Genomic DNA, 25635 nt, shown 5'->3' with positions numbered 1-25635 from the left:
GGCGATGCGGGCGGCGGCGCGAGCGCGGGTGCGCGCCTCGAGCAAGTCGACGACGGGTTCGGGGGAGCAGGGCGCGGTCGGTGTCGGCCGCGGTGACGGCGGCGGTCTGGTCGCGGGTATCACGACCGACAACCTGGGCGAGCATCGCGGCGGCGTCGCGGGCTGTTCCACGCCTCCCGACGTGGATGCCAGGAGCGCGTTCGGCGTGCGCGTGGTCGGCTTCCTCGGCGTCGGTGGTGTAGAGGTAGGCGTGGTTGGCGTCGCGGCCGCGGGTCAGTCCGACGTAAGCCCATCCTTTGTGCGCGCGGTCCGACAGCAGCGCGTGGGTGGTGTCGACAGTCGTTCCTTGGGCCGCTTGCACGGTGACCGCGTAGCCAAGGTGAACATGGGTGCGTAGGTAGTCGCCGGCGAATACTGCGTGTGCGCCGTCGGACAGCCGGCGGGCGGCCACGCGGCCGGTCTCGGGGTCGACGTCGATGACGTCCCAGCGGTGGCCGTTGCGGACGGGATCATCGGTCTCTTGGCGGGTTCCGTGAGCGCCGTAGAGGGCAATGGTGGGGTCGTTGCGGCGGCTGATCACCACATCACCGACAGCGAGTCGATGGCCACGGGCAGCGGCCACGGTCGGGGCGTCCGGGGCGATGGCGTCGTTGTGGATGCGGGTGTTCACGGCGTCGCACATTTCCCACGAATCAGCGACCACCAAGGTGTCTTTCCCGGCCGTGCGATCCCGGGTGTAAGCGGCCACCGCGTCATCGGCCATGGTCGGGGCGTCCCCGGTGGCGAGGCGGTCGTGGCGGCGATACCAATCCACCGCACGCCGCCGGGTGGCGCCGCCACCGTGACCCAAACCGAGCGAGGCGGTGCGCTCCTCGGGATCATGCATGCGCCACACTTCGGTGAGGTGCTGAGTCCACGGCAGATCGGCACAGAGTTGCTCGAACATGCCGCCGCGGGACTTGACTGGGGCCAGCTGGTGGGCGTCTCCGACGAGGACAGTTTTGGCCCCGGCCGCGGTGGTGGCGGCCAGCAGTACGCGCAGCGCCGGGGTGCCGACCATGCCCGCCTCGTCGACCACCACCACGGTCCGTTCATCAAAGGTCAGCGACCCGTTGCGCAGTCGTTTCAAGGCCGCGGCGACGGTCGTGCCGGTGTCGCCGGCGTGCTCACGCACCGCCACGTCGACCGCCTTGCCGGTGGGCGCGAACGCCCGCACGCGATCGTGTCGGGGGCTGCGCGCCACGGCCTCACGTAGCGCCCGTAGCGAGGTGGTTTTGCCCGCCCCGGCCGGTGCGGAAAGGGGCTGTACAAGCCAGGGCGTGGTGGCGATGGCGGTGATGGCGCGGGCCTGTTCGGCGGAGAGCCCCTCGGTGTTGATGGCGCTGGCGGGCAGGGCCGCGGCGGGGTTGCTCGCGCCCATCAACGCCACGATGGCGGCCTCTTCGGCGATGATCGGCGCGGTGGTGAAGCGTTCGTGTCCTTCGCGCTCATGAGCCTCACGTGGCGCGGTCAGCGGGACGGCGATTCGGTCGGCGAGGACCTCCATCAGGATGCGGGGGCCGTCGGGTGCGCCATCGATGGCGACCGGTAGCCGAGCCCCGATGGCTTCGATGAGATCGGGCTCGGGTGAATGCCGGTTTGGTGATGTCGGCGGCCGCGGCGCGGGCCGCAGTGAGCACGTTTCCGGGGGCGGTGCGCCGCGCGTGGCGGGCCGCCGCCTGGCCCTGTTCGCTGATGGCGAACCCGCGTTCATCAGCGGCCCACTGGGCTTTCAGTTCGGCCCAAGACAGGTTCTCCGGTTTACGGGGTCGGGTCGCTTTCTGGGCGGTCGCCAGCTGCGCGGCGGTGGGGTTGTCGGGGTCCTCACAGACGAGGTTGGCGGCGGCCCACTCGCGCAGTTGGGTGGAGCGCTGCGACCACGCGGTGAGCACGTCAGGGTCGATGCCGGCGATGTCGGCTTGGCCGGTGTGCGGGTCGACCGGCTCCCATTCCAGTCCCATCGATTGGTGCAGTTCGTGGCGCAAGGTGGCTTGGTAGACGATGCCGGCGGTCTTGGCTTCGTGATGCAACGACTTGCTGTCGATCGACACCAGGACGCCGTCGTCGCGGGCCTGTTTATTGGGCACCAACACGTGGGTGTGCAGGTGCGGATCACCGGCGCGGGAGGTCTCGTGTTGATAGGCCGCAGTGACCAAACCCGACAGCCGAACGAGGTCCTTTTTGCCCGTGACCGGGTTGTGCACGCGGGTATAGCCGGCGTGGGTGTGCAGGTACTCCAACGCCTCACCAACAGCCACCGTGTGCGCGTCGGCAATCGCCTTGGACAGCACCTCATCCCCGCCCACCGCACGGGCCAACGACACACTTTTCGGGGCACAGAACGTGAGATCGAAACCGTGGTTATCGCGCTTCCGGAACGCGCGTCCGGTGGCCCCGTTGGGGGCGACTCCGTCCACGATCCAACGCTCCACGACATCAAGATCAGCGACTCCACCGGCACGATCTGAGGCACTCAAACCGGTCAGTGTGGCGGCCTTCTCGGCGTCCCCGGACAGCATCCAGACCGGGGCGCGGGTTTCGGATTCGGAGTAATACTCCCCGAGCCCGCCGCCGGCGCGTTGGCGATCGGCGGCAGCGTTCATCGCCGCCCGCGAGGTGTCGTTGTAGTACGCCATTGAGCCGGCCTTGAGCCGCGAGATTGTCAGCACCGCCCTCACCCCGCTCATCTGCTGACCACCCGCCGAGGGTGGGCGGGTGTGGCCACCGAAGGTGGCTACACCGATGCTTGCATCACCTTGTGCCAATGTGCCATGCCTGTAGAAAGAAGTTGGTAGTGAATTGCTGTGAGGGACAGCGGATGTGGGGATGGGGAGGCGGTACAAAGTGGTAAAGAGCGGTAATTCGGTAAGAAGCGGTAAAGATCGGTAAAGCTGTTGAGCGACAGGGAATATGGAGAGTAGTCGGGTGAGAGGCGTTGGTGGGGAGGTTGATTCAGCGCCGAAAATTTCGGCTCACTTTTCCGCGACTCGACCGGCTGCTGAGGCCCGCGTTCGGGCGTGGTTGACGCGCTCTCATCGGACGGCCGGCGACCGGCCCCGCGCCGAGGCACAGACGGCGCTTCAGCGGGCGGTTCGGATCACACCGGTGTGGGGCCGGGCGGGGAGGCCGTCTGCGCGCAGATCCGCGTACACCATCTGCGCCAGCTCGGCGGCCAACGGGTCGTCGCGATTGCGGGGCAGCGGCAGCCGGTCTTCGGCGCGCGCGGCGAGCAGATAACCGGCCTTGATCCGGAACACCGCCGAGTACGCGGGGGACGGCCAGACCGCGGCCGCCAAGGTCTCTAGATCGTCGGTCGGGTCGGTCCGGTACTGGGTGCGGGTCCAGCGCCGATCCCAGGCCAGCTCGCTGCGATCTGGTGGCACCGAAGGTGCGTCGTCGAGATCCTCCGGAGTCAGCGGGATCAGGTCGTACAGTTCCCGCGTCAGCACGATCTCCTTGGCCTGCATCGTCGCGGTGTTGAGCAGACCCACTTTGGTCATCATGTCGGGATGGTGCCCGGCCCGGGCGGTCCAGTCTGCGATGGCGTGCTCGCTGAGGTCAGCGGCCAGCTCGGCCACCTGGCGGCTCAGCCGGGCCGCTTCGGCGTCCAGGAACGCGCGCTGTCGGCGCGGCGGCCACACTGACGGGAGCAAGTCGTAGTCGGTGTACACCTGGGCGACGATCTGCTGGATTTCAGGGCTGCTCATCGGCCACGTCCGGGAACCGTAGGCGGCACGTTGATGCGCCACCCGTGGCGCGCCCGGGCGGACCTCGGAGCTACCCGCTCAGCGTCGGTGGGCGTGGGTGCCGTCACGGGCCGAACGATAGGCCGCGCGGTCGTCGTAGGACGCGGGTTGGGCGTGCGCCCGTCAGGCTCAGTGGCGGCGGTCCGTTGAGCTCGGTCGCGAAGGACTTGCCGGATCTCTTCTTGGGCGGCGGCGATCCGGGCGCGCGCAGCCTCGGTGAGCGGCTCCGGTCGCGCCGCCTGGTCAATGCTGGCGGCGGCGTAGCCGCCGGCCTTTGTCTGGGTCTCGGGAGGTGACCAGGACAGCCGTCGCAACCGACTCGACAGGAACGCTCCGGGGTTGGTGATGTGGTCGGGCCAGGTCCATCCGCGGGTGCGCATGTCGGCGTTGAGTGCGTCGGTGATGGCGTGGGCGGTCCACACCTGGGGGTCGATGCCGGCGGCGGTGAGGGCATCGCAGATGGTGCCGATGTGGATGCGGTCCAGGCCGTGACTACTGGCGACGAGGGCGGCGGCCAGTCGCTGTATGGCCAACGGACGCGCAGTGGTCCGACTGGGTACTGCACGGGTTTTGAATCTGTTTCCTATCTGCGAATCCTGGCTGGCGGGCGCGCAAGCGCGCCCGCTTGGTGAGTTTCTCCCTACGGGAGAAGAACAACTAACACCGCCTGACGGCGGTAGGTGGAAATCATGCACAGCAGGACGGTTTGGCGGGCGAGGCTCGCGGCGGGGCACCAGGTGGTACACCGAGGGTCGCCGGCCGATGCTGGGGGTGTCTGGTGAGCCGTGGCCACGTTGGGCCTCGACGGCCCATTGGGAGGCGCGCAGGACCCGCCAGGCGGCGGTCACGGTGCGCACGTCACAACCCACCCGGGAGGCGATCGTGGCGCGTGTGACGGCGACGTGGCGGCCAGTGGCGTGGTCGGCGTGGTCGGCCATCACCGCGGCGATCGACAATAGCGTGGCCGCGGTGATCGACACCCGCTCGGCCGCGCAGAGCTGGCCCAGGGCCGGCGACTGCGCCCAGCGTCGTAGCCCATCGAGCCACCCGTGGCGGCTGGTCCACATCGGCGCTCGCGGCGCACACGCGCCAGCGCGCTCCACCCAGCCGCGCCGGCGCTCGTTCGCGAGCGCGCGCAAGACGTGCGGTGTGGGTGCGATGGTGGCGCCCAGCGGCGCCGGCCACGCATTGCTCACCCGAGGTGATCGGGTGCTGAGGAGGTCACGATTTGCGCACTGATTGCGCGCCATTTCTGGAACACCGCGCAGGCGTGCGCTACCGTGAGAGCTGTCGACCAAGACAGTCCCTTCGGGGAAATGGGTACGGAGACCTGGAACCGAGCGGCTAACTCGGTTTGAACCTCCAGACGTGGCCCCGCTCAGGCGGGGCCTTCGTCATTCAGCGGGGGTTCCGCACACCAGCTATTCAGATGTCAGGTGCTGCTCGGGCGAGGTCCAGCCAGCAAGCCCGGGCGTTACCGGTCACATCGCCAGCGGCAGTTCCTCTCTCGACTTGTGGAGTGCGAGAACGAGTTCGGGGTGCCCGACGTGCTCGGCTAGCAGGTCGGCGACGTACTGACCCATCGGGATGCCGAGCTCGGCGGCCCTCTGTTTGATGATGTCGTAGACCTTCCGAGGGGGGCGCGTCATGATCTGGGCGCGGTCACCTTTATGCGGTTGAGCCATGAGCAGAACTCTGCCAGCCGAAACAAGCCGTAACTGATAACGACACGCGGTTTGTTCGAGGCTGCTGTGAAACATGGGGTTTGGGTTAGGCGGCCGCGGAGTCTGTCGTCGCTCGTCGTCGACGCGCGTTTGGGTCAGGCCTGACGGGGACGGCGACGCTGCCGAGTTCGGCGGCCCGGCGGTGCTCGAACTGCGCGAGCAGGTATCGGTAGGCCTTCTCCAGGCTCTCGGGGGTGGCCCTGTCGCCGGGGAGCGACAGCCCGCCCCATACGCCGTAGGTGGCGCGGACGGCGACGGCGTTGTAGCCGCAGCGGCCGATGAAGGGGCAGGACTGGCAGGCGCGGACAGCGTGGATGCGGTCTTTGAAGGGCGAGAACCACAGGTCACCGCGGTTGAGGCTGCCGGCGCAGGGTGTGGGTTGATCGGTGCGATACAGACGGCCAGGCTCGGATGGCCGCGAGACGGAGTGGATGTCGGTAGGCATGAACCCACTGTAACCGCTAATTATCGGTAGTTATCGATACGTGTGGAGCCGCGCTGGAACGTGTGACCGCAATGGATGATGGTGGCCATCATGGCGTGGGAGAAGCTGGGTGAGGCGGTGCGGGAGCGGCGCATCGAGCTGGGGTTGACCCAGGAGCAGCTGGCCGAGCGCGGCGGTCCCTCGACACCGACGCTTCGGGCGATCGAGAACAATCGGGCCGGCCGTCTGAGCCCACGGTTGCGCCGATCTCTGGAACGGACCTTGCAGTGGTCGGCCGGCAGTGTCGACCAGGTGTTGGCCGGCCAAGACGCCACCGTGCTAGATCCCGTCACTACCACCGCGATCGGCCCCGGCTTCTATCTGTTGGTCGACCGGGCACTGTCGGCGGCCCGGGTGCTGATCGTCGGGGCGCCGAGCGAGGTCGAGGCCGCCAAGTGGACTGCTGACGTGCACCGCCTGGTACACGAAGTGAAGCAAGGCTTCTTCGAGGTGGAGCCGCGCCTAGAGGCCGGCCAGCACGACAAGCTCGGCGCTCTGATTGCCCTGCTGGACCAGCTTTCGACTCCGTCCCGCTGATCAAGGCAACCCAGACCTCCCCCTTCCCTCGTAGTGGCCGCGTTTGTGCGGGGTGCTGGTGGCTGTCAAGGCTCGACCTTGGTCGACCGCGAAGCGGCATCGGCCTTGACAGCCACCAGCATCCCGATCACCACAATGTGCGGCGAGGAAGGGGTGTCGGCGGCCCGTGGGCTCCGGTCGTCCGTGCGTGTTTGCACGGTCGTTTATTAGTTTCGCGCCATGAGGAGTTCCTGTGATCGCCTGCCCGTAGGCTCACGAGCCAGAATGCCTGCTGTCGAGCTGTTTGTTGATGAGTCTTGCCGGACGGATTACCTGTTGTGCGCGGCGGTCGTCCCCGTTGCAGACATTGCTTCCGCCCGCAGGATGATGCGCGAGCTCAAACCGAAGAATCGTGACCGGCTCCACATGAAGGACGAGAGCCGGCACCGCGATCAGATTCTCTCGCGGTTCGTGTCGGCCCCGCCGATCGAGCAGGCTCACATTTTCGTGGGCAGCCTGCGGGGAACGCGACGTACACAGCGTCAAGTCCGCACGCAATGCCTGGCAGCCCTTGGTACCTACGCTGCGGATAACGGGGTGACCCGGATATTGCTCGAATCCTGCTCGCAGGACAAACAGGACCGTGCAGCGGTGGTCGGCGCGCTGGCCGCCAAAGCGGCGGCCGATCGCGTCCGAGTCATGATCGACCGTCCTACCGCACATGAGCTGCTTTGGGCGGCTGATCTTGTCGCGTGGGCCTATGGTGCCGGCGGGCCCGCGCGGAATGCCATCAGCCCCCTGGTCACAGTGCACAACCTGCACTGACCCCTAAATGCGCGAAAGCCGGGCGACCAAGCAAAACGTGCTGGCTCCCGGCTTCACTTCCTTGGCTCTTCACCAAGACACCCCAGATATTACACCCCGATTCGCTATGCGCATAGCGATGTATGCGGAAAGCGCACCCTCCGCTATGCGGGGGGAATGCATCATTGGTGTATGGCGCGGTTAGGGGCGTTGAGCTGCGATGACGTGCACGATCTGTTCCGCCAGGTCAGAGTCTGCGAGCAATCGATCGACAAGCGCTGTGAGGACTTCCTGCCCGGTAACGCGTGCGAGTCCTAGGCGGTCAGCGGTATCGCGTTGCCAGTTGTCGAGGCCGCGATGGGCGGTCGGTGACAGGTCGACGGTGCGGCGGACGGTCTTTTGTCGCACGACTGGAGCGGCCGGCGGCCGCAGCGTCGACTGCGGTGGTGTTTCTTGCGGTGACTGCTCTGGCGCTTCTGATGTGACTGTCTGCTGTGTCGGCGCTTTGCGGAGCCGCTCAGCGTTGGCTTTGATTCTGTCCGCTGCTGTGGCAGCCATGAGCCCATCCTCCCAGTTCAGTACGCTATCAGTAAATCAGTACATCAGTACTTACGTAACTCCGATGCTGGTCAGCTCATCTGCTACATCGCCGTAGGCGGTGCCGGCGGCGTTGGTGATCGGCAGGCCAAACGCTTGGGCGTATCGCTCCAGTCGGCCGACGGTCGGCTTCAGGACTCGAACGCCGTCGTCGGTGAGCATCTGCCGGTAGACATCGGTGCTGGCCGCGTTGGATACGGTGCGCGTCAAGACGACGGCGAGTTGAGGCGGTGTGACCGCGAGCGCGCCAGCTTCCTCGACGAGCTCACGGATCGCTGGCACGCGCGCGTACTCCATCCCAGTCGGAGCCATGGGCACAAGGACGTGCGTCGCTATACGGACAGCGGAGGCCACAACACCGCGGCGCTCTTTCATAGGCGGCGTGTCGACGACGACCGCGTCGTATCGGTCACCGACGACTCCCGGCAGTTTTCGGTGCAGATCGGCAACTGGCATGCCGATAACGGGTATCGACCACTCCCCTGCTTCCGACCACGCCAGTAGGGACTCGTTTTCCCCATCGGCGTCGACCCCGAGCGCGGATAGGCCGGCCTCGGCCAGGGCGTGGAGGACGAAAGCAGCAGTGGTGGTCTTAGTGGAACCGCCTTTGAGGTTGGCTACCACGATCATCAGAGCGGGCATGCGTCGTGAGTCCCTTTCATCGGTACTGAGTTAAGTATATGCGGAAATACGGATTTACTGATATCAGTAGGCTTCTACGGCGCGCCTCGTTCTAACGGCCGGCGTCTGACCCCTTCGGTTTCCCCTGAGGCACTGAGATACGGATTTCAGTATTCACTGATATTGCCTGCGAGCAGGGCGAGTGGTGTCCGACCTTGGGTATACGTTTGGTGCTTATGGCTGGTAACGCGGCATTTATCTCGGCACCACCGGGCCTGACCCTGAGTCTCACTGACGGCACGCAGCTGCCGATCGTGGCGTTCCGGGTAGAAGGCTACGACCTGATCCCGTATTTCATGGAGAAGGACGGGAGCGTTAGTGGGGTGAGTTTCCCAGTGAAAGCAGCAAGCGCGGAGTGGGCGACCCCTGCGAGTCCTGTCGCTTAACTCCAGGGACGCTAGCTGGCGGCTAAGTAGCGGTAGGCGGTCGCGCGGCTGATTCCGAATGCTTTTGCGAGTTCGGGAACGGGTTCACCCGTGGCGGCAAGTCGGCGCAGTTGTTGTTGCCGTTCGAGAGTCAACTTGGCCGGCTTGGTCGCCGGCAGCTGACGGGCCCTCCGAGAGGTCCGAGAAGCGGCCCGGCGTTCTTTGCCGAGCTCGAGCTCGAGCTCGGCAAGGGTGGCCATGATCGCGGCAACAGCCCGTCCAGTTGCTGTGCTGGTATCGACGCCTTCGCGTATGGCGTGCAATTGAATTCGACGGTCGCCGAGTTCGGCGATAGTCCGGGTCACTTCGGCGACGGAGCGTCCGAGCCTGTCGATCGCGGTCACCACCACGGTGTCCCCATCGCGGGCGTAGTCAAGGAGAGCGGCGAGGCCAGGGCGGACGGTGTTGGCTGCACCGGAGAGTTTGTCGATATAAATCCGTTCGTCGGTGACGCCGGCCGCCGCCAAGACGGTCAGTTGCGCATCGAGGTCCTGGCCAATGGTGCTGACGCGGGCATAACCCAAGATTGTTGCCACACCGACGACTGTCTCACCCGCCGCCGACAGTGCAGATCTGAGACACGCGGTGTGAGACAAGAAATGAGACACTATGACCTGGGGCTACAAGAGGGGGAGTAGCCCCATTTTCGTGCGTCTCGAATCTCTAGATCTGAGACGCGCCCGGGCTCGTCCAGTCGGATCTAGTCACGATCGTGGTATGCAGATCGCGGTGTCGCGGCCGACCAGCGCCGTCGCAGTGATGACTTTCGCCCTCTTCTCGTCAGCGGCGCGGACCCCCGGTACAGTCACCGTGCGCGATGAGCAAAAGAGTGACTGTGTGTTCAATGCCCGCGGTAACACCGGGTTGAGCGCAGCCCGGTGTTGAGACCCCAGCACCGCTCAACGGCACCAAAGTTTCGCTGTTATGCGTTGTTGTCCGTTCTGACCGTGAGCGGCCCGCGCACCACCCTTGTCTGCCGTGCTGGCATTGTCGCGCAGCAGAGGCACAAGAGGACGGTGGTGCGCTGCCGCGCGGTCCCGTCCCCGACCCCCGAGGCAAAACCTGTGGGTGCGGGGCGGGAAGGACGGTCATGACCAGCAACGTCGAGCCGCCGCTGGCTCAGCTGGTACGGCTCGTGGTCGCTATCCGGCGGTCCACCCCCGACACGGTGCGACCAGCGCTGACAGCGCTGATGCGGCTGGCGCAAACACAGGTTCCCACCGCCACCTATGCCGGCATCACCGTGACGGCACGTCGCGCCGATCACAGCACCCCGGTAATCACCGATCATCCCGGAGTAGCCCTCATCGACGAGATCGAACGCCGCCACGGTGATGGCCCAGCCCGGCGCGCCGCCCGACGTCGACAAATCGTCATCGTCGATGACCTGCGCACCGACTCGCGCTGGCCGGCCCTGAGCCAAGACCTGCCCCGTGGCGCCGTCATCCGCAGCATCGCCGCCCTGCCCGTCCACCTCGACGAGCTCTCGCTTGGGGCCTTGTGCCTGTATGCCGATCACCCCGGGGCCTTCAGCACCGCCGACGTTGCGACCGTGATGCCCTACGCCGATCTGATGGCGACAGCATGGAGTGCCGTGGTCCGTGAAACCCAACTCCAGCAGGCGCTGCGCTCCCGCGACGTCATCAGCCAGGCCAAAGGCGTCCTCCGCGAGCGCAACGGCATCTCCGACGAGGACGCCTTCACCATGCTGCGCAGACTGTCCTCCATCACCAACACCCCGCTACGCGAGGTCGCCGAACGCGTCCTCACCCCTCGACCCCACCCCGAGTAACACAGAAAGCAAATCACGTGGGACAGGATCACTCCCAAATCTCTGGATACGAGACTTGATGTCGCTCGGCCTGGCCTTGGCGCGAAAAGGGTTGGACGCGCGCGAATTTCGCCGTAGCGTTTAGCGCTCGATGTGGTGTTGGCGGCGAGAGGGCGGTGTCCAGTCGCGGGCGTGGTGGAACCGCCGGTGCAACCACATCCGCCCAAGCCGTCCCGGGTCACGAAGCCGCCGACGGTCCTGGGTGGTCAGCCCCAGGAGTCGCCCCTCGCTGCTTTTCGAAGACACGATGACACTGCCGTACAACAACGGCACCGTGCGCACCGAGAAGGTGGTGACCGACAACAGAAGGCCGGTGGCCTGCCGATTCGGCCTATACCGGCCCGGCACCGCCGAGCGGAACCAGAAATCAATCGCCCCATCGCTGCTGGTCAAACAATCCACACACGGGTCACGCAGAATCGCGTTGATGGCGCTCTCGGCAAATACCGTGATCTCCTGCACGTCCCCGGCTGGGGTAATCAACAATGCCGTGTACACAACAGCCCTTCCACAACCCCTCGGCGACAGGCACGACCTCACGATCCGACGTGTCGTAGATCGGGCAGCGCCTGCTGATAACAGGCTGGGCACACCACCACATACGGCCCATCGAGGAAATCCCTGCCTTTGATGATCGATTTCACCATCCACAGGGCGCTTTCGGGGTCGGCCTCATCGGCAGGTGCCGGACGCAGACACCCCGAACAATGCGTGTCGATGCTGGTCCACCGGATCATTAGCGCACCTTAATACTGAGGTGGCCGCCCAAGCGACAGAATGTGATCAGCACCGCAGGTCCAGCATCAATCCGGCCGTTGCCCGCCGCGGATGCGGCCTCCGCATCCAGCATGCGGCCCCTGCGCGAGGCGCTCACCAATGGTGGGGATGCCCCTTGCCGAGACAAGATTTGATCGATCCCAAATCTTTATAATTGAGACTGGTATGTCGCGCTGGAGCGGTGCTAGCTCCGTCGACGACCTTTATCGTTGGTAAGCATGACGGCCGAGAGCGCGGGGGAGCATGTCTGCGCTGCCTCCGAGAGCGAACAGCAGTGCTCGCGCTGTGCAGCTGGCTTCACCGTGATGATGATGGTGCGACACCAGGCCTCATGGTTCTCGGAGCTGGGCCTCGGCGCCGGTAAACCGCCAGCCCTGTGGGAGGCCGTATTAGCCGAGGACTGGCCCACCGTGCTCAGTGAGTGGGACAAGTGGGTTCAGCCCGTGTTGCGCGAGCTGCACAACACCGGACGAGAGTGGCGGGCGACGATTGCGGTCATGGCCGACTCTGCCACCCGCGCGATCGGCGAACCGTTCCCGACTGATATCCATGATCCGATAGCGGTGCAGCGTCATTTTGGGACGTGGATCCGCAAGCAGGTCACCGCGGCGCGTGAAGGGGTGCGATCCGACGAGTGGGCCGAATTTTCGCAAGCACTACCCGTCGAGTTACAGGCCATGGCCACTGAGCATCCAACACGTCAAGCCGAGGTGGCCGCCGCGGCGTTCGAAGTAGAAGCGCTGCACCGCAACCTGAGTACAGATGAGGGGGATTGAGTTGCCGTCGTTATTCGAGATGGACCCAGAGGCCACCCGGTCCGGGTTGACCCATGCTGACAGCGGTCGTGCCAGGGTCAGCGCCTCGGGCGTTCCCCTGCCCCCGCCGGCAGACCAGTACACCGCAGCGTTCTTCACGGCGGCCACCGCCCTACTGGAGGCGAAAGTCGCAGGAGTTAGCGGTCGCACCGCCTTCGGTCAGGCCGCCACCACAACTACCGTCGCCGACGTAGAAACCACCGAAGCGGCCAACGCTGACGCGCTCAGGCTGTAGAAAAGGCGCACCGTAGTGGGATCACCATGGCAGTCACCCGAAACCCAAGCGGCGCAGCCGCCTTGGCCTAACAATGGAACCCAGCCACCACGGTACGGCCCACCGTCGCCAGGACCTAAAGCCTCACAACAAGCTCGCCATTGGGGTCTGATCACCGCGGTGGTGGCCGTCAACGTGGTGGCCGTTGCTGCCGCCGCGTTGATCACCTACTCGATCACCAAACAAAACAACACCAGCATGGCCGCGACCGCAGCGTCGCCGAATGGCCCGAGCTACAGCGACGCTGAGCACAACGCGGCTAAAGACAAGTTGTGCCACACATTCGATTCCGCAGTTCGGGGCACCGGAGAGTCTGACGGGTTGATCGTGAATGGCGATCTCAATATCCCGGTAGTCCTTCGTAAGATCAACAGCGTTGCAGCGGTACAGAATTCGCTATCACCGGCTACGCCGAATGATGTCGCAGAGGCGGCTAAAGAGTACATCCAGTCCGCCATAGACGTCTCCAGCGCAGCTTTGGCGGGCAAACCAGCTAGCGAGGTGAATCGGTTGACAGATGCGGGGAACGCGGCGACGTATGCGTTGGCTGATTCGTGTGGATTGCCGCACTGATGCCAGCCACGAATAGCGGTCAGGATTCAGCAAGTAGGGCGGGCTGGGATCAGAGGTACCGCGTAATCGCCACGCAGGTCTTTCAGCAAGTGGTGGCAGCTCGTCCTGCGCCGGACGGGTTCAATCCAGATCAAGCCGAGCCCAACGGAACCAGTGACATCCCACGCCCCTCTGGGGCGTACACGGCGGCACTCATCGCCCCGGGCGAGTGGCCCGAGGTATCCGAGTCCGCCGTCATGAACTACTCCAAAACCATAGATAAGTGGGCACGCGACCATTCCGAGACCGACCAGATCGCAACCGGCCAAGCCAGTCGGGTCTTCGACGGTGACTGGACCGCGGGCGAGGGACAAGACGCCGCTCAACGGCATTACACAGCACTGCATTTGGCACACGAAGACTTGGCGGATACAGGCAAGGACGTCGCTGCCCGCGCAGGACGACTGGGCCAGGACGTCCACACCGCCAAGCGCAAGATGCGCAACGCTCACGACGCCGCGCACCGCGAAATCGAACTAACTCTGATGACTAACCGCGGCCAACCCGTTGGCGTGGGTCCCATCATCGCGAAATATCGCCCGCACATCGAAGCTGCCTCAACTCAGCTGCTGGGATACGGCCACCAGGAGGCCGCTGGCCTGACGAAACTATTCGGTCCTCCACCGGAAGCGCCGCCGTCCACAGTGGACCCCGATAAGGGCGGCTTAGGTACCAAGCATTCGACAGACAAGCCCGCAAGTGACGGTTCGCCAGCCGATGCGCTCGACGGCAAAAAGCCGCACGGCGACGGAAACGGACTAGGCACAAATCCCAGCTCGGACGGTCCTAGTGGACCCCAGACTCCGGTTCAAAACGTCCCCTCATCGACATTAGGCACTCGCCCCTCCACTGATCGCGCTCCATCTCCGCCTTTGAGCGGGCGTGAGTCATTGCCTGCGTCAACGCTGTCGGCGCCGTCGCTGGGCGGTGGTAGTGGGGGTGGTGGAGGTTCACCGTTGAGTGGTTTGAGCAGCGGGGCGGGGGCGATGCAGGGCTTGACTGGCGGTATGGGTAGCGGGTTGTCGGGCGTTGGGTCGCCCGGTTCGGCGACTGGTGGTGTGACATCGCCGGCGTCTGGAGCCTCATCCCCAGCGTCGTCGCTGGGTAGTGAGTTTGGGCGCGGTCTGGCGGCGGGCAGTTCAGCCGCTGGCGGGTTTACACCGTCGAATCCTGCTGCGTCGCAAGCTGTTCCGCAGGCACCTACGGGCCCGCTGGCGGCGGCTCCGTTGGGTGGGGGTACTGCTCCTGCGTCGGCGGCACCATCGGCGGCCGCCGCTGGTTCGGGAGCGCCCAGTCCGTCGACCGCCGGCGGGGTGGGGGTTCCGGCGGGGGCATCGAATGCGGGTGGTGGCATGTCGGCGCCGATGTCTTCGTATGGGTCGGTGTTGCCGCCAGCCGCAGCGAGCGGCGCTGGTCCGGCTGGAGCGGCGGCCGTACCGTCATCGTCGGGGGCAACCGCTGGGCCGCCCGCCAGCAGTGCTGGGAGTGCCGCTCCTGGGGCTCCGGGCTTCCTGCCGGGGTTGCGCGATAGCGCTCCGGCCCGCGTGCCGCGGGATGTGTCGATGTCCGATTTGGAGAACGCGCGGACGGTCGTTGCGGATCTGGTGGCGGCATCCAGTGTGGTGTTCCCGGGTCTGGAGTGGGCGGTGGCCGTGGCTCGGGGCAGCATGGGAGTTCCGGATCTGTGGGTGTGCAACAACGAGGGCGCATGCTTCATCCCGGCCGGGGTGTATCTGTCGCGCAATATGCCGGTGTCGGCGCACTTGGACACGGATTTCGACGACCGTTGGTATGGCTGGTTCAACCCGGCTGAGCGGGTGGTGCGCGCGGTCCGGGCGATGGGCTATGCAGTCTCGGCGGTGGCCACCAACTGGCTAACGGCTTCCGATTTCGTCGACGAGGCCACCCCGGACGTGGCACTCGGGGTCGCGCCGTCCAGCTCGGCTCAGGAGGCTTTGGCCGGGTCGCTCACCCGCGACCGTTCACATCGCTTGGAGACCCTCAACTCGGGTCTGTATCGCGAGCTGGCCGCCGATGAGGACGCGGCCGAGGCGTATGCCCGGTATCTGATTCAGCATGCGGTGTTCGGGGGTCCGGAGTTGTCCTCCACGGCTCAGGCGGTGGGTCGTCTGGTGGTGGGTCGGCAGTGGCCTCCTGAGGCGCAATGGGATGCGTTGCAGGCCGAGTACACCACCGACAATCTGATGACGGGTTCGCAGCGTCCCGGCTTGCTGGGTGTGGAAGACCCGCACCAGTTGGTGACGTATCGCGAGCAGTTCCAGCGCTGCCGTCGGGTGGAGACTCTGCTGTGCTGGCGTGAGGAAAGCCCCGCGGATGTCGCCTACGCCGCAGCGATGGCGGGCATTGCCACTCCCTCGCTGATGTCGGTGGTCGCGGCCAGCTCCCGATAGCGAGAGCGGCTGTCGCCGAAATCCGCTGTACCCCAGGAGTATTGGCCGCGCTTCGGCTGGAAGCTACAGTTCGAGTCCTCCGCGGCCGCGGTTGTGGGCGCGTTCACGTTCCTGCTGGGCGTGGCGATCGGTCCAGCGCCGATTGCGTGCCTGCGTTTTCTGATAGGTATCGAGGACGCGGCTGCGACGGTCGAGCAGTTCGGCGGCCGCCGAGCTCGCCTGTGAGGGCGCTCCGGTGTGGGGTTCGCCCAGCAGTTCAGTAACCCGTTCGGTGGCGGTGCGATGGGCCTGTGGGGTGGATTCGGTGCCGATGTGTTGTGTCCAGGGCAGGGTCTCGGCGAGGGTCTGGACGACGGTGTGACCGGGTTGCCGCTCGGGCGTCGGCGTGTGGACGAGCAGGAGTTTGGTGTTGGTGGCGGTGGCGTGGTCGGTGAAGTACCGCAACAGTTTCGGGTCGAGGTGGTCGGCGTCGTCGATGATGAGCAAGTTGCCTGCCGGGATGGTCCACTTGCCGTTGTCGATGCGGTCACGGGTTTGGCGCGGGCCGGCAACACGCTCGGCGTAGGGCTGGTCCGTGGCCTCGGCGGCCGCCCCACGGGTGGCCGGCACGGCCAATACGTGTTTGTTTCTGCCATGCACCGCGGCGGTGACTGCGGCCAGGGCGGCGTGCTTGTCGGTATCCGATCCCACGGTGAGGACCTGGACGTTCTGCATGCTCGCGGTGATGGTGGCCACCGCCGCCCGGGTGGTGTCGTCGAGGTCCTCCCACCCTTGTGCCGGCGGCGGGTACACGGTGGCCGGGCTGCGCTGCCAGGACACTTCGATCTGGCTCACCTCGGCCGCCAGCATGGGCAGCTCGGCCGCCACGGCGCGCTCCGCCCGGGCGCGATCGGCGGCCTGGGCACGCTCGGTGAGGTGGTGGTGATGGGCGATGCGGGCGGCGGCGCGAGCGCGGGTGCGCGCCTCGAGCAAGTCGACGACGGGTTCGGGGAGCAGGGCGCGGTCGGTGTCGGCCGCGGTGACGGCGGCGGTCTGGTCGCGGGTATCACGACCGACAACCTGGGCGAGCATCGCGGCGGCGTCGCGGGCTGTTCCACGCCTCCCGACGTGGATGCCAGGAGCGCGTTCGGCGTGCGCGTGGTCGGCTTCCTCGGCGTCGGTGGTGTAGAGGTAGGCGTGGTTGGCGTCGCGGCCGCGGGTCAGTCCGACGTAAGCCCATCCTTTGTGCGCGCGGTCCGACAGCAGCGCGTGGGTGGTGTCGACAGTCGTTCCTTGGGCCGCTTGCACGGTGACCGCGTAGCCAAGGTGAACATGGGTGCGTAGGTAGTCGCCGGCGAATACTGCGTGTGCGCCGTCGGACAGCCGGCGGGCGGCCACGCGGCCGGTCTCGGGGTCGACGTCGATGACGTCCCAGCGGTGGCCGTTGCGGACGGGATCATCGGTCTCTTGGCGGGTTCCGTGAGCGCCGTAGAGGGCAATGGTGGGGTCGTTGCGGCGGCTGATCACCACATCACCGACAGCGAGTCGATGGCCACGGGCAGCGGCCACGGTCGGGGCGTCCGGGGCGATGGCGTCGTTGTGGATGCGGGTGTTCACGGCGTCGCACATTTCCCACGAATCAGCGACCACCAAGGTGTCTTTCCCGGCCGTGCGATCCCGGGTGTAAGCGGCCACCGCGTCATCGGCCATGGTCGGGGCGTCCCCGGTGGCGAGGCGGTCGTGGCGGCGATACCAATCCACCGCACGCCGCCGGGTGGCGCCGCCACCGTGACCCAAACCGAGCGAGGCGGTGCGCTCCTCGGGATCATGCATGCGCCACACTTCGGTGAGGTGCTGAGTCCACGGCAGATCGGCACAGAGTTGCTCGAACATGCCGCCGCGGGACTTGACTGGGGCCAGCTGGTGGGCGTCTCCGACGAGGACAGTTTTGGCCCCGGCCGCGGTGGTGGCGGCCAGCAGTACGCGCAGCGCCGGGGTGCCGACCATGCCCGCCTCGTCGACCACCACCACGGTCCGTTCATCAAAGGTCAGCGACCCGTTGCGCAGTCGTTTCAAGGCCGCGGCGACGGTCGTGCCGGTGTCGCCGGCGTGCTCACGCACCGCCACGTCGACCGCCTTGCCGGTGGGCGCGAACGCCCGCACGCGATCGTGTCGGGGGCTGCGCGCCACGGCCTCACGTAGCGCCCGTAGCGAGGTGGTTTTGCCCGCCCCGGCCGGTGCGGAAAGGGGCTGTACAAGCCAGGGCGTGGTGGCGATGGCGGTGATGGCGCGGGCCTGTTCGGCGGAGAGCCCCTCGGTGTTGATGGCGCTGGCGGGCAGGGCCGCGGCGGGGTTGCTCGCGCCCATCAACGCCACGATGGCGGCCTCTTCGGCGATGATCGGCGCGGTGGTGAAGCGTTCGTGTCCTTCGCGCTCATGAGCCTCACGTGGCGCGGTCAGCGGGACGGCGATTCGGTCGGCGAGGACCTCCATCAGGATGCGGGGGCCGTCGGGTGCGCCATCGATGGCGACCGGTAGCCGAGCCCCGATGGCTTCGATGAGATCGGCTCGGGTGAATGCCGGTTTGGTGATGTCGGCGGCCGCGGCGCGGGCCGCAGTGAGCACGTTTCCGGGGGCGGTGCGCCGCGCGTGGCGGGCCGCCGCCTGGCCCTGTTCGCTGATGGCGAACCCGCGTTCATCAGCGGCCCACTGGGCTTTCAGTTCGGCCCAAGACAGGTTCTCCGGTTTACGGGGTCGGGTCGCTTTCTGGGCGGTCGCCAGCTGCGCGGCGGTGGGGTTGTCGGGGTCCTCACAGACGAGGTTGGCGGCGGCCCACTCGCGCAGTTGGGTGGAGCGCTGCGACCACGCGGTGAGCACGTCAGGGTCGATGCCGGCGATGTCGGCTTGGCCGGTGTGCGGGTCGACCGGCTCCCATTCCAGTCCCATCGATTGGTGCAGTTCGTGGCGCAAGGTGGCTTGGTAGACGATGCCGGCGGTCTTGGCTTCGTGATGCAACGACTTGCTGTCGATCGACACCAGGACGCCGTCGTCGCGGGCCTGTTTATTGGGCACCAACACGTGGGTGTGCAGGTGCGGATCACCGGCGCGGGAGGTCTCGTGTTGATAGGCCGCAGTGACCAAACCCGACAGCCGAACGAGGTCCTTTTTGCCCGTGACCGGGTTGTGCACGCGGGTATAGCCGGCGTGGGTGTGCAGGTACTCCAACGCCTCACCAACAGCCACCGTGTGCGCGTCGGCAATCGCCTTGGACAGCACCTCATCCCCGCCCACCGCACGGGCCAACGACACACTTTTCGGGGCACAGAACGTGAGATCGAAACCGTGGTTATCGCGCTTCCGGAACGCGCGTCCGGTGGCCCCGTTGGGGGCGACTCCGTCCACGATCCAACGCTCCACGACATCAAGATCAGCGACTCCACCGGCACGATCTGAGGCACTCAAACCGGTCAGTGTGGCGGCCTTCTCGGCGTCCCCGGACAGCATCCAGACCGGGGCGCGGGTTTCGGATTCGGAGTAATACTCCCCGAGCCCGCCGCCGGCGCGTTGGCGATCGGCGGCAGCGTTCATCGCCGCCCGCGAGGTGTCGTTGTAGTACGCCATTGAGCCGGCCTTGAGCCGCGAGATTGTCAGCACCGCCCTCACCCCGCTCATCTGCTGACCACCCGCCGAGGGTGGGCGGGTGTGGCCACCGAAGGTGGCTACACCGATGCTTGCATCACCTTGTGCCAATGTGCCATGCCTGTAGAAAGAAGTTGGTAGTGAATTGCTGTGAGGGACAGCGGATGTGGGGATGGGGAGGCGGTACAAAGTGGTAAAGAGCGGTAATTCGGTAAGAAGCGGTAAAGATCGGTAAAGCTGTTGAGCGACAGGGAATATGGAGAGTAGTCGGGTGAGAGGCGTTGGTGGGGAGGTTGATTCAGCGCCGAAAATTTCGGCTCACTTTTCCGCGACTCGACCGGCTGCTGAGGCCCGCGTTCGGGCGTGGTTGACGCGCTCTCATCGGACGGCCGGCGACCGGCCCCGCGCCGAGGCACAGACGGCGCTTCAGCGGGCGGTTCGGATCACACCGGTGTGGGGCCGGGCGGGGAGGCCGTCTGCGCGCAGATCCGCGTACACCATCTGCGCCAGCTCGGCGGCCAACGGGTCGTCGCGATTGCGGGGCAGCGGCAGCCGGTCTTCGGCGCGCGCGGCGAGCAGATAACCGGCCTTGATCCGGAACACCGCCGAGTACGCGGGGGACGGCCAGACCGCGGCCGCCAAGGTCTCTAGATCGTCGGTCGGGTCGGTCCGGTACTGGGTGCGGGTCCAGCGCCGATCCCAGGCCAGCTCGCTGCGATCTGGTGGCACCGAAGGTGCGTCGTCGAGATCCTCCGGAGTCAGCGGGATCAGGTCGTACAGTTCCCGCGTCAGCACGATCTCCTTGGCCTGCATCGTCGCGGTGTTGAGCAGACCCACTTTGGTCATCATGTCGGGATGGTGCCCGGCCCGGGCGGTCCAGTCTGCGATGGCGTGCTCGCTGAGGTCAGCGGCCAGCTCGGCCACCTGGCGGCTCAGCCGGGCCGCTTCGGCGTCCAGGAACGCGCGCTGTCGGCGCGGCGGCCACACTGACGGGAGCAAGTCGTAGTCGGTGTACACCTGGGCGACGATCTGCTGGATTTCAGGGCTGCTCATCGGCCACGTCCGGGAACCGTAGGCGGCACGTTGATGCGCCACCCGTGGCGCGCCCGGGCGGACCTCGGAGCTACCCGCTCAGCGTCGGTGGGCGTGGGTGCCGTCACGGGCCGAACGATAGGCCGCGCGGTCGTCGTAGGACGCGGGTTGGGCGTGCGCCCGTCAGGCTCAGTGGCGGCGGTCCGTTGAGCTCGGTCGCGAAGGACTTGCCGGATCTCTTCTTGGGCGGCGGCGATCCGGGCGCGCGCAGCCTCGGTGAGCGGCTCCGGTCGCGCCGCCTGGTCAATGCTGGCGGCGGCGTAGCCGCCGGCCTTTGTCTGGGTCTCGGGAGGTGACCAGGACAGCCGTCGCAACCGACTCGACAGGAACGCTCCGGGGTTGGTGATGTGGTCGGGCCAGGTCCATCCGCGGGTGCGCATGTCGGCGTTGAGTGCGTCGGTGATGGCGTGGGCGGTCCACACCTGGGGGTCGATGCCGGCGGCGGTGAGGGCATCGCAGATGGTGCCGATGTGGATGCGGTCCAGGCCGTGACTACTGGCGACGAGGGCGGCGGCCAGTCGCTGTATGGCCAACGGACGCGCAGTGGTCCGACTGGGTACTGCACGGGTTTTGAATCTGTTTCCTATCTGCGAATCCTGGCTGGCGGGCGCGCAAGCGCGCCCGCTTGGTGAGTTTCTCCCTACGGGAGAAGAACAACTAACACCGCCTGACGGCGGTAGGTGGAAATCATGCACAGCAGGACGGTTTGGCGGGCGAGGCTCGCGGCGGGGCACCAGGTGGTACACCGAGGGTCGCCGGCCGATGCTGGGGGTGTCTGGTGAGCCGTGGCCACGTTGGGCCTCGACGGCCCATTGGGAGGCGCGCAGGACCCGCCAGGCGGCGGTCACGGTGCGCACGTCACAACCCACCCGGGAGGCGATCGTGGCGCGTGTGACGGCGACGTGGCGGCCAGTGGCGTGGTCGGCGTGGTCGGCCATCACCGCGGCGATCGACAATAGCGTGGCCGCGGTGATCGACACCCGCTCGGCCGCGCAGAGCTGGCCCAGGGCCGGCGACTGCGCCCAGCGTCGTAGCCCATCGAGCCACCCGTGGCGGCTGGTCCACATCGGCGCTCGCGGCGCACACGCGCCAGCGCGCTCCACCCAGCCGCGCCGGCGCTCGTTCGCGAGCGCGCGCAAGACGTGCGGTGTGGGTGCGATGGTGGCGCCCAGCGGCGCCGGCCACGCATTGCTCACCCGAGGTGATCGGGTGCTGAGGAGGTCACGATTTGCGCACTGATTGCGCGCCATTTCTGGAACACCGCGCAGGCGTGCGCTACCGTGAGAGCTGTCGACCAAGACAGTCCCTTCGGGGAAATGGGTACGGAGACCTGGAACCGAGCGGCTAACTCGGTTTGAACCTCCAGACGTGGCCCCGCTCAGGCGGGGCCTTCGTCATTCAGCGGGGGTTCCGCACACCAGCTATTCAGATGTCAGGTGCTGCTCGGGCGAGGTCCAGCCAGCAAGCCCGGGCGTTACCGGTCACATCGCCAGCGGCAGTTCCTCTCTCGACTTGTGGAGTGCGAGAACGAGTTCGGGGTGCCCGACGTGCTCGGCTAGCAGGTCGGCGACGTACTGACCCATCGGGATGCCGAGCTCGGCGGCCCTCTGTTTGATGATGTCGTAGACCTTCCGAGGGGGGCGCGTCATGATCTGGGCGCGGTCACCTTTATGCGGTTGAGCCATGAGCAGAACTCTGCCAGCCGAAACAAGCCGTAACTGATAACGACACGCGGTTTGTTCGAGGCTGCTGTGAAACATGGGGTTTGGGTTAGGCGGCCGCGGAGTCTGTCGTCGCTCGTCGTCGACGCGCGTTTGGGTCAGGCCTGACGGGGACGGCGACGCTGCCGAGTTCGGCGGCCCGGCGGTGCTCGAACTGCGCGAGCAGGTATCGGTAGGCCTTCTCCAGGCTCTCGGGGGTGGCCCTGTCGCCGGGGAGCGACAGCCCGCCCCATACGCCGTAGGTGGCGCGGACGGCGACGGCGTTGTAGCCGCAGCGGCCGATGAAGGGGCAGGACTGGCAGGCGCGGACAGCGTGGATGCGGTCTTTGAAGGGCGAGAACCACAGGTCACCGCGGTTGAGGCTGCCGGCGCAGGGTGTGGGTTGATCGGTGCGATACAGACGGCCAGGCTCGGATGGCCGCGAGACGGAGTGGATGTCGGTAGGCATGAACCCACTGTAACCGCTAATTATCGGTAGTTATCGATACGTGTGGAGCCGCGCTGGAACGTGTGACCGCAATGGATGATGGTGGCCATCATGGCGTGGGAGAAGCTGGGTGAGGCGGTGCGGGAGCGGCGCATCGAGCTGGGGTTGACCCAGGAGCAGCTGGCCGAGCGCGGCGGTCCCTCGACACCGACGCTTCGGGCGATCGAGAACAATCGGGCCGGCCGTCTGAGCCCACGGTTGCGCCGATCTCTGGAACGGACCTTGCAGTGGTCGGCCGGCAGTGTCGACCAGGTGTTGGCCGGCCAAGACGCCACCGTGCTAGATCCCGTCACTACCACCGCGATCGGCCCCGGCTTCTATCTGTTGGTCGACCGGGCACTGTCGGCGGCCCGGGTGCTGATCGTCGGGGCGCCGAGCGAGGTCGAGGCCGCCAAGTGGACTGCTGACGTGCACCGCCTGGTACACGAAGTGAAGCAAGGCTTCTTCGAGGTGGAGCCGCGCCTAGAGGCCGGCCAGCACGACAAGCTCGGCGCTCTGATTGCCCTGCTGGACCAGCTTTCGACTCCGTCCCGCTGATCAAGGCAACCCAGACCTCCCCCTTCCCTCGTAGTGGCCGCGTTTGTGCGGGGTGCTGGTGGCTGTCAAGGCTCGACCTTGGTCGACCGCGAAGCGGCATCGGCCTTGACAGCCACCAGCATCCCGATCACCACAATGTGCGGCGAGGAAGGGGTGTCGGCGGCCCGTGGGCTCCGGTCGTCCGTGCGTGTTTGCACGGTCGTTTATTAGTTTCGCGCCATGAGGAGTTCCTGTGATCGCCTGCCCGTAGGCTCACGAGCCAGAATGCCTGCTGTCGAGCTGTTTGTTGATGAGTCTTGCCGGACGGATTACCTGTTGTGCGCGGCGGTCGTCCCCGTTGCAGACATTGCTTCCGCCCGCAGGATGATGCGCGAGCTCAAACCGAAGAATCGTGACCGGCTCCACATGAAGGACGAGAGCCGGCACCGCGATCAGATTCTCTCGCGGTTCGTGTCGGCCCCGCCGATCGAGCAGGCTCACATTTTCGTGGGCAGCCTGCGGGGAACGCGACGTACACAGCGTCAAGTCCGCACGCAATGCCTGGCAGCCCTTGGTACCTACGCTGCGGATAACGGGGTGACCCGGATATTGCTCGAATCCTGCTCGCAGGACAAACAGGACCGTGCAGCGGTGGTCGGCGCGCTGGCCGCCAAAGCGGCGGCCGATCGCGTCCGAGTCATGATCGACCGTCCTACCGCACATGAGCTGCTTTGGGCGGCTGATCTTGTCGCGTGGGCCTATGGTGCCGGCGGGCCCGCGCGGAATGCCATCAGCCCCCTGGTCACAGTGCACAACCTGCACTGACCCCTAAATGCGCGAAAGCCGGGCGACCAAGCAAAACGTGCTGGCTCCCGGCTTCACTTCCTTGGCTCTTCACCAAGACACCCCAGATATTACACCCCGATTCGCTATGCGCATAGCGATGTATGCGGAAAGCGCACCCTCCGCTATGCGGGGGGAATGCATCATTGGTGTATGGCGCGGTTAGGGGCGTTGAGCTGCGATGACGTGCACGATCTGTTCCGCCAGGTCAGAGTCTGCGAGCAATCGATCGACAAGCGCTGTGAGGACTTCCTGCCCGGTAACGCGTGCGAGTCCTAGGCGGTCAGCGGTATCGCGTTGCCAGTTGTCGAGGCCGCGATGGGCGGTCGGTGACAGGTCGACGGTGCGGCGGACGGTCTTTTGTCGCACGACTGGAGCGGCCGGCGGCCGCAGCGTCGACTGCGGTGGTGTTTCTTGCGGTGACTGCTCTGGCGCTTCTGATGTGACTGTCTGCTGTGTCGGCGCTTTGCGGAGCCGCTCAGCGTTGGCTTTGATTCTGTCCGCTGCTGTGGCAGCCATGAGCCCATCCTCCCAGTTCAGTACGCTATCAGTAAATCAGTACATCAGTACTTACGTAACTCCGATGCTGGTCAGCTCATCTGCTACATCGCCGTAGGCGGTGCCGGCGGCGTTGGTGATCGGCAGGCCAAACGCTTGGGCGTATCGCTCCAGTCGGCCGACGGTCGGCTTCAGGACTCGAACGCCGTCGTCGGTGAGCATCTGCCGGTAGACATCGGTGCTGGCCGCGTTGGATACGGTGCGCGTCAAGACGACGGCGAGTTGAGGCGGTGTGACCGCGAGCGCGCCAGCTTCCTCGACGAGCTCACGGATCGCTGGCACGCGCGCGTACTCCATCCCAGTCGGAGCCATGGGCACAAGGACGTGCGTCGCTATACGGACAGCGGAGGCCACAACACCGCGGCGCTCTTTCATAGGCGGCGTGTCGACGACGACCGCGTCGTATCGGTCACCGACGACTCCCGGCAGTTTTCGGTGCAGATCGGCAACTGGCATGCCGATAACGGGTATCGACCACTCCCCTGCTTCCGACCACGCCAGTAGGGACTCGTTTTCCCCATCGGCGTCGACCCCGAGCGCGGATAGGCCGGCCTCGGCCAGGGCGTGGAGGACGAAAGCAGCAGTGGTGGTCTTAGTGGAACCGCCTTTGAGGTTGGCTACCACGATCATCAGAGCGGGCATGCGTCGTGAGTCCTTTCATCGGTACTGAGTTAAGTATATGCGGAAATACGGATTTACTGATATCAGTAGGCTTCTACGGCGCGCCTCGTTCTAACGGCCGGCGTCTGACCCCTTCGGTTTCCCCTGAGGCACTGAGATACGGATTTCAGTATTCACTGATATTGCCTGCGAGCAGGGCGAGTGGTGTCCGACCTTGGGTATACGTTTGGTGCTTATGGCTGGTAACGCGGCATTTATCTCGGCACCACCGGGCCTGACCCTGAGTCTCACTGACGGCACGCAGCTGCCGATCGTGGCGTTCCGGGTAGAAGGCTACGACCTGATCCCGTATTTCATGGAGAAGGACGGGAGCGTTAGTGGGGTGAGTTTCCCAGTGAAAGCAGCAAGCGCGGAGTGGGCGACCCCTGCGAGTCCTGTCGCTT

The 25635-nt window shown here is 66.1% G+C and carries 30 protein-coding genes; 12 read left to right on the top strand and 18 right to left on the bottom strand.

Going from position 1 to position 25635, the window contains the following annotated elements; all coding sequences use genetic code 11:
• From ADBZ9K_RS00195 to ADBZ9K_RS00180, 4 genes are all read right to left on the bottom strand, one after another.
• On the bottom strand, window positions 1-1546 hold a 1546-nt coding region (locus tag ADBZ9K_RS00195; protein ID WP_526617678.1), incomplete at its 3' end, for an AAA family ATPase.
• On the bottom strand, window positions 1497-2726 hold the full coding sequence (gene mobF / locus ADBZ9K_RS00190) for a MobF family relaxase (RefSeq protein WP_526617677.1): 1230 nt from the start codon (window positions 2724-2726) through the stop codon (window positions 1497-1499). The genes ADBZ9K_RS00195 and mobF (ADBZ9K_RS00190), both read right to left, overlap by 50 nt.
• Before the next feature lie 393 nt (window positions 2727-3119).
• A complete protein-coding gene (locus tag ADBZ9K_RS00185; protein ID WP_005149438.1) occupies window positions 3120-3746 on the bottom strand; it encodes a hypothetical protein in 627 nt (208 codons plus the stop codon).
• Window positions 3743-4318, bottom strand: coding sequence for a hypothetical protein (locus tag ADBZ9K_RS00180; protein WP_526617669.1), 576 nt, complete (start codon window positions 4316-4318; stop codon window positions 3743-3745). The genes ADBZ9K_RS00185 and ADBZ9K_RS00180 overlap by 4 nt, the downstream gene beginning before the upstream one ends.
• 229 nt (window positions 4319-4547) lie before the next feature.
• Between ADBZ9K_RS00180 and ADBZ9K_RS00175 the strand changes: the two genes are divergently transcribed.
• Window positions 4548-5024, top strand: coding sequence for a hypothetical protein (locus ADBZ9K_RS00175; protein WP_526617667.1), 477 nt, complete (start codon window positions 4548-4550; stop codon window positions 5022-5024).
• A gap of 242 nt (window positions 5025-5266) precedes the next feature.
• Here the strand turns inward: ADBZ9K_RS00175 and ADBZ9K_RS00170 are convergent, their stop codons facing one another.
• A complete protein-coding gene (locus ADBZ9K_RS00170) occupies window positions 5267-5470 on the bottom strand; it encodes a hypothetical protein (protein WP_005149442.1) in 204 nt (67 codons plus the stop codon).
• A gap of 85 nt (window positions 5471-5555) precedes the next feature.
• Entirely contained in the window at window positions 5556-5954 is a 399-nt protein-coding gene (locus ADBZ9K_RS00165) for a WhiB family transcriptional regulator (protein WP_526617666.1), read from the bottom strand.
• Window positions 5955-6044: 90 nt separating this feature from the next.
• On the opposite strand from ADBZ9K_RS00165, the gene ADBZ9K_RS00160 reads away from it, so the two are divergent.
• Window positions 6045-6530, top strand: coding sequence for a helix-turn-helix domain-containing protein (locus tag ADBZ9K_RS00160; RefSeq protein WP_216087418.1), 486 nt, complete (start codon window positions 6045-6047; stop codon window positions 6528-6530).
• A 264-nt stretch (window positions 6531-6794) separates the two neighbouring features.
• Window positions 6795-7334: a hypothetical protein gene (locus ADBZ9K_RS00155; RefSeq protein WP_005149445.1), complete on the top strand. Its 540-nt coding sequence runs from the start codon at window positions 6795-6797 to the stop codon at window positions 7332-7334.
• 180 nt (window positions 7335-7514) lie between these two features.
• On the opposite strand, the gene ADBZ9K_RS00150 is transcribed toward ADBZ9K_RS00155, so the two are convergent.
• From ADBZ9K_RS00150 to ADBZ9K_RS00140, 3 genes are all read right to left on the bottom strand, one after another.
• Entirely contained in the window at window positions 7515-7871 is a 357-nt protein-coding gene (locus tag ADBZ9K_RS00150) for a hypothetical protein (protein WP_005149424.1), read from the bottom strand.
• 51 nt (window positions 7872-7922) lie between these two features.
• Window positions 7923-8552, bottom strand: coding sequence for a nucleotide-binding protein (locus ADBZ9K_RS00145; RefSeq protein WP_005149425.1), 630 nt, complete (start codon window positions 8550-8552; stop codon window positions 7923-7925).
• A gap of 436 nt (window positions 8553-8988) precedes the next feature.
• Entirely contained in the window at window positions 8989-9552 is a 564-nt protein-coding gene (locus tag ADBZ9K_RS00140; RefSeq protein ID WP_036425528.1) for a recombinase family protein, read from the bottom strand.
• Window positions 9553-10106: 554 nt separating this feature from the next.
• Between ADBZ9K_RS00140 and ADBZ9K_RS00135 the strand changes: the two genes are divergently transcribed.
• Entirely contained in the window at window positions 10107-10808 is a 702-nt protein-coding gene (locus ADBZ9K_RS00135; RefSeq protein ID WP_005149428.1) for a GAF and ANTAR domain-containing protein, read from the top strand.
• A 120-nt stretch (window positions 10809-10928) separates the two neighbouring features.
• Here ADBZ9K_RS00135 and ADBZ9K_RS00130 read toward each other — a convergent pair whose 3' ends face one another.
• A complete protein-coding gene (locus ADBZ9K_RS00130) occupies window positions 10929-11345 on the bottom strand; it encodes a hypothetical protein (RefSeq protein WP_005149429.1) in 417 nt (138 codons plus the stop codon).
• Between the two features lie 38 nt (window positions 11346-11383).
• Window positions 11384-11584: a hypothetical protein gene (locus ADBZ9K_RS00125; protein ID WP_005149430.1), complete on the bottom strand. Its 201-nt coding sequence runs from the start codon at window positions 11582-11584 to the stop codon at window positions 11384-11386.
• Window positions 11585-11842: 258 nt separating this feature from the next.
• Here ADBZ9K_RS00125 and ADBZ9K_RS00120 point away from each other — a divergent pair, with 258 nt between their 5' ends.
• From ADBZ9K_RS00120 to ADBZ9K_RS00105, 4 genes are all read left to right on the top strand, one after another.
• On the top strand, window positions 11843-12400 hold the full coding sequence (locus tag ADBZ9K_RS00120) for a hypothetical protein (RefSeq protein ID WP_526617675.1): 558 nt from the start codon (window positions 11843-11845) through the stop codon (window positions 12398-12400).
• Window positions 12387-12674, top strand: a complete 288-nt coding sequence (locus tag ADBZ9K_RS00115; RefSeq protein WP_526617673.1) for a hypothetical protein — start codon at window positions 12387-12389, stop codon at window positions 12672-12674. Before ADBZ9K_RS00120 ends, ADBZ9K_RS00115 begins: the two co-directional genes overlap by 14 nt.
• A 162-nt stretch (window positions 12675-12836) precedes the next feature.
• Entirely contained in the window at window positions 12837-13286 is a 450-nt protein-coding gene (locus ADBZ9K_RS00110; protein ID WP_526617672.1) for an Rv2240c family protein, read from the top strand.
• A 1601-nt stretch (window positions 13287-14887) separates the two neighbouring features.
• A complete protein-coding gene (locus tag ADBZ9K_RS00105) occupies window positions 14888-15736 on the top strand; it encodes a chemotaxis protein (RefSeq protein WP_526617671.1) in 849 nt (282 codons plus the stop codon).
• A gap of 63 nt (window positions 15737-15799) precedes the next feature.
• Here ADBZ9K_RS00105 and mobF (ADBZ9K_RS00100) read toward each other — a convergent pair whose 3' ends face one another.
• The 3 genes from mobF (ADBZ9K_RS00100) to ADBZ9K_RS00090 all read right to left on the bottom strand — a co-directional run bounded on the left by mobF (ADBZ9K_RS00100) (window position 15800) and on the right by ADBZ9K_RS00090 (window position 20979).
• A complete protein-coding gene (mobF, locus tag ADBZ9K_RS00100; protein ID WP_526617670.1) occupies window positions 15800-19387 on the bottom strand; it encodes a MobF family relaxase in 3588 nt (1195 codons plus the stop codon).
• A 393-nt stretch (window positions 19388-19780) separates the two neighbouring features.
• On the bottom strand, window positions 19781-20407 hold the full coding sequence (locus ADBZ9K_RS00095) for a hypothetical protein (protein ID WP_005149438.1): 627 nt from the start codon (window positions 20405-20407) through the stop codon (window positions 19781-19783).
• Window positions 20404-20979 carry a hypothetical protein gene (locus ADBZ9K_RS00090; RefSeq protein ID WP_526617669.1) on the bottom strand — a complete coding sequence of 192 codons (576 nt, stop codon included), beginning with the start codon at window positions 20977-20979 and terminating at the stop codon, window positions 20404-20406. The genes ADBZ9K_RS00095 and ADBZ9K_RS00090 overlap by 4 nt, the downstream gene beginning before the upstream one ends.
• 229 nt (window positions 20980-21208) lie before the next feature.
• Between ADBZ9K_RS00090 and ADBZ9K_RS00085 the strand changes: the two genes are divergently transcribed.
• Window positions 21209-21685, top strand: coding sequence for a hypothetical protein (locus ADBZ9K_RS00085; RefSeq protein ID WP_526617667.1), 477 nt, complete (start codon window positions 21209-21211; stop codon window positions 21683-21685).
• A gap of 242 nt (window positions 21686-21927) precedes the next feature.
• Here the strand turns inward: ADBZ9K_RS00085 and ADBZ9K_RS00080 are convergent, their stop codons facing one another.
• Both ADBZ9K_RS00080 and ADBZ9K_RS00075 read right to left on the bottom strand, forming a co-directional pair.
• On the bottom strand, window positions 21928-22131 hold the full coding sequence (locus ADBZ9K_RS00080; RefSeq protein WP_005149442.1) for a hypothetical protein: 204 nt from the start codon (window positions 22129-22131) through the stop codon (window positions 21928-21930).
• Window positions 22132-22216: 85 nt separating this feature from the next.
• Window positions 22217-22615: a WhiB family transcriptional regulator gene (locus ADBZ9K_RS00075; protein ID WP_526617666.1), complete on the bottom strand. Its 399-nt coding sequence runs from the start codon at window positions 22613-22615 to the stop codon at window positions 22217-22219.
• A gap of 90 nt (window positions 22616-22705) precedes the next feature.
• Between ADBZ9K_RS00075 and ADBZ9K_RS00070 the strand changes: the two genes are divergently transcribed.
• On the top strand, window positions 22706-23191 hold the full coding sequence (locus tag ADBZ9K_RS00070) for a helix-turn-helix domain-containing protein (protein ID WP_216087418.1): 486 nt from the start codon (window positions 22706-22708) through the stop codon (window positions 23189-23191).
• Between the two features lie 264 nt (window positions 23192-23455).
• Window positions 23456-23995, top strand: a complete 540-nt coding sequence (locus ADBZ9K_RS00065) for a hypothetical protein (protein ID WP_005149445.1) — start codon at window positions 23456-23458, stop codon at window positions 23993-23995.
• 180 nt (window positions 23996-24175) lie between these two features.
• Here the strand turns inward: ADBZ9K_RS00065 and ADBZ9K_RS00060 are convergent, their stop codons facing one another.
• Both ADBZ9K_RS00060 and ADBZ9K_RS00055 read right to left on the bottom strand, forming a co-directional pair.
• Window positions 24176-24532 (bottom strand): hypothetical protein, encoded by a 357-nt coding sequence (locus ADBZ9K_RS00060; RefSeq protein WP_005149424.1) that lies wholly within the window; start codon window positions 24530-24532, stop codon window positions 24176-24178.
• Between the two features lie 51 nt (window positions 24533-24583).
• Window positions 24584-25213 carry a nucleotide-binding protein gene (locus tag ADBZ9K_RS00055; RefSeq protein WP_005149425.1) on the bottom strand — a complete coding sequence of 210 codons (630 nt, stop codon included), beginning with the start codon at window positions 25211-25213 and terminating at the stop codon, window positions 24584-24586.
• Window positions 25214-25427: 214 nt separating this feature from the next.
• Here ADBZ9K_RS00055 and ADBZ9K_RS00050 point away from each other — a divergent pair.
• The coding region (locus ADBZ9K_RS00050; protein ID WP_526617663.1) for a hypothetical protein at window positions 25428-25635 on the top strand (208 nt) is incomplete at its 3' end.

Origin of the sequence: Mycobacterium sp., from assembly GCF_965229265.1 — a bacterium.
Taxonomy (GTDB): Bacteria; Actinomycetota; Actinomycetes; order Mycobacteriales; family Mycobacteriaceae; genus Mycobacterium.
The sequence above is the reverse complement of the archived record's forward strand: the minus strand, read 5'-3'. Positions and strand labels throughout refer to the sequence as shown.

Bases quoted from the DNA above. Each gene is read 5' to 3' on its own strand.
- ADBZ9K_RS00150 (WP_005149424.1), bottom strand. From the start codon at position 7,871: ATGGCTGCCACAGCAGCGGACAGAATCAAAGCCAACGCTGAGCGGCTC.
- ADBZ9K_RS00065 (WP_005149445.1), top strand. From the start codon at position 23,456: ATGCCTGCTGTCGAGCTGTTTGTTGATGAGTCTTGCCGGACGGATTAC.
- ADBZ9K_RS00175 (WP_526617667.1), top strand. From the start codon at position 4,548: ATGCTGGGGGTGTCTGGTGAGCCGTGGCCACGTTGGGCCTCGACGGCC.
- ADBZ9K_RS00160 (WP_216087418.1), top strand. From the start codon at position 6,045: ATGGCGTGGGAGAAGCTGGGTGAGGCGGTGCGGGAGCGGCGCATCGAG.
- mobF (WP_526617677.1), bottom strand. From the start codon at position 2,726: ATGAGCGGGGTGAGGGCGGTGCTGACAATCTCGCGGCTCAAGGCCGGC.
- ADBZ9K_RS00125 (WP_005149430.1), bottom strand. From the start codon at position 11,584: ATGATCCGGTGGACCAGCATCGACACGCATTGTTCGGGGTGTCTGCGT.
- ADBZ9K_RS00055 (WP_005149425.1), bottom strand. From the start codon at position 25,213: ATGCCCGCTCTGATGATCGTGGTAGCCAACCTCAAAGGCGGTTCCACT.
- ADBZ9K_RS00060 (WP_005149424.1), bottom strand. From the start codon at position 24,532: ATGGCTGCCACAGCAGCGGACAGAATCAAAGCCAACGCTGAGCGGCTC.
- ADBZ9K_RS00120 (WP_526617675.1), top strand. From the start codon at position 11,843: ATGACGGCCGAGAGCGCGGGGGAGCATGTCTGCGCTGCCTCCGAGAGC.
- ADBZ9K_RS00095 (WP_005149438.1), bottom strand. From the start codon at position 20,407: ATGAGCAGCCCTGAAATCCAGCAGATCGTCGCCCAGGTGTACACCGAC.
- ADBZ9K_RS00145 (WP_005149425.1), bottom strand. From the start codon at position 8,552: ATGCCCGCTCTGATGATCGTGGTAGCCAACCTCAAAGGCGGTTCCACT.
- ADBZ9K_RS00185 (WP_005149438.1), bottom strand. From the start codon at position 3,746: ATGAGCAGCCCTGAAATCCAGCAGATCGTCGCCCAGGTGTACACCGAC.
- ADBZ9K_RS00075 (WP_526617666.1), bottom strand. From the start codon at position 22,615: ATGCCTACCGACATCCACTCCGTCTCGCGGCCATCCGAGCCTGGCCGT.
- ADBZ9K_RS00105 (WP_526617671.1), top strand. From the start codon at position 14,888: ATGTCCGATTTGGAGAACGCGCGGACGGTCGTTGCGGATCTGGTGGCG.
- ADBZ9K_RS00170 (WP_005149442.1), bottom strand. From the start codon at position 5,470: ATGGCTCAACCGCATAAAGGTGACCGCGCCCAGATCATGACGCGCCCC.
- ADBZ9K_RS00115 (WP_526617673.1), top strand. From the start codon at position 12,387: ATGAGGGGGATTGAGTTGCCGTCGTTATTCGAGATGGACCCAGAGGCC.
- ADBZ9K_RS00080 (WP_005149442.1), bottom strand. From the start codon at position 22,131: ATGGCTCAACCGCATAAAGGTGACCGCGCCCAGATCATGACGCGCCCC.
- ADBZ9K_RS00070 (WP_216087418.1), top strand. From the start codon at position 22,706: ATGGCGTGGGAGAAGCTGGGTGAGGCGGTGCGGGAGCGGCGCATCGAG.
- mobF (WP_526617670.1), bottom strand. From the start codon at position 19,387: ATGAGCGGGGTGAGGGCGGTGCTGACAATCTCGCGGCTCAAGGCCGGC.
- ADBZ9K_RS00165 (WP_526617666.1), bottom strand. From the start codon at position 5,954: ATGCCTACCGACATCCACTCCGTCTCGCGGCCATCCGAGCCTGGCCGT.
- ADBZ9K_RS00085 (WP_526617667.1), top strand. From the start codon at position 21,209: ATGCTGGGGGTGTCTGGTGAGCCGTGGCCACGTTGGGCCTCGACGGCC.
- ADBZ9K_RS00155 (WP_005149445.1), top strand. From the start codon at position 6,795: ATGCCTGCTGTCGAGCTGTTTGTTGATGAGTCTTGCCGGACGGATTAC.
- ADBZ9K_RS00135 (WP_005149428.1), top strand. From the start codon at position 10,107: ATGACCAGCAACGTCGAGCCGCCGCTGGCTCAGCTGGTACGGCTCGTG.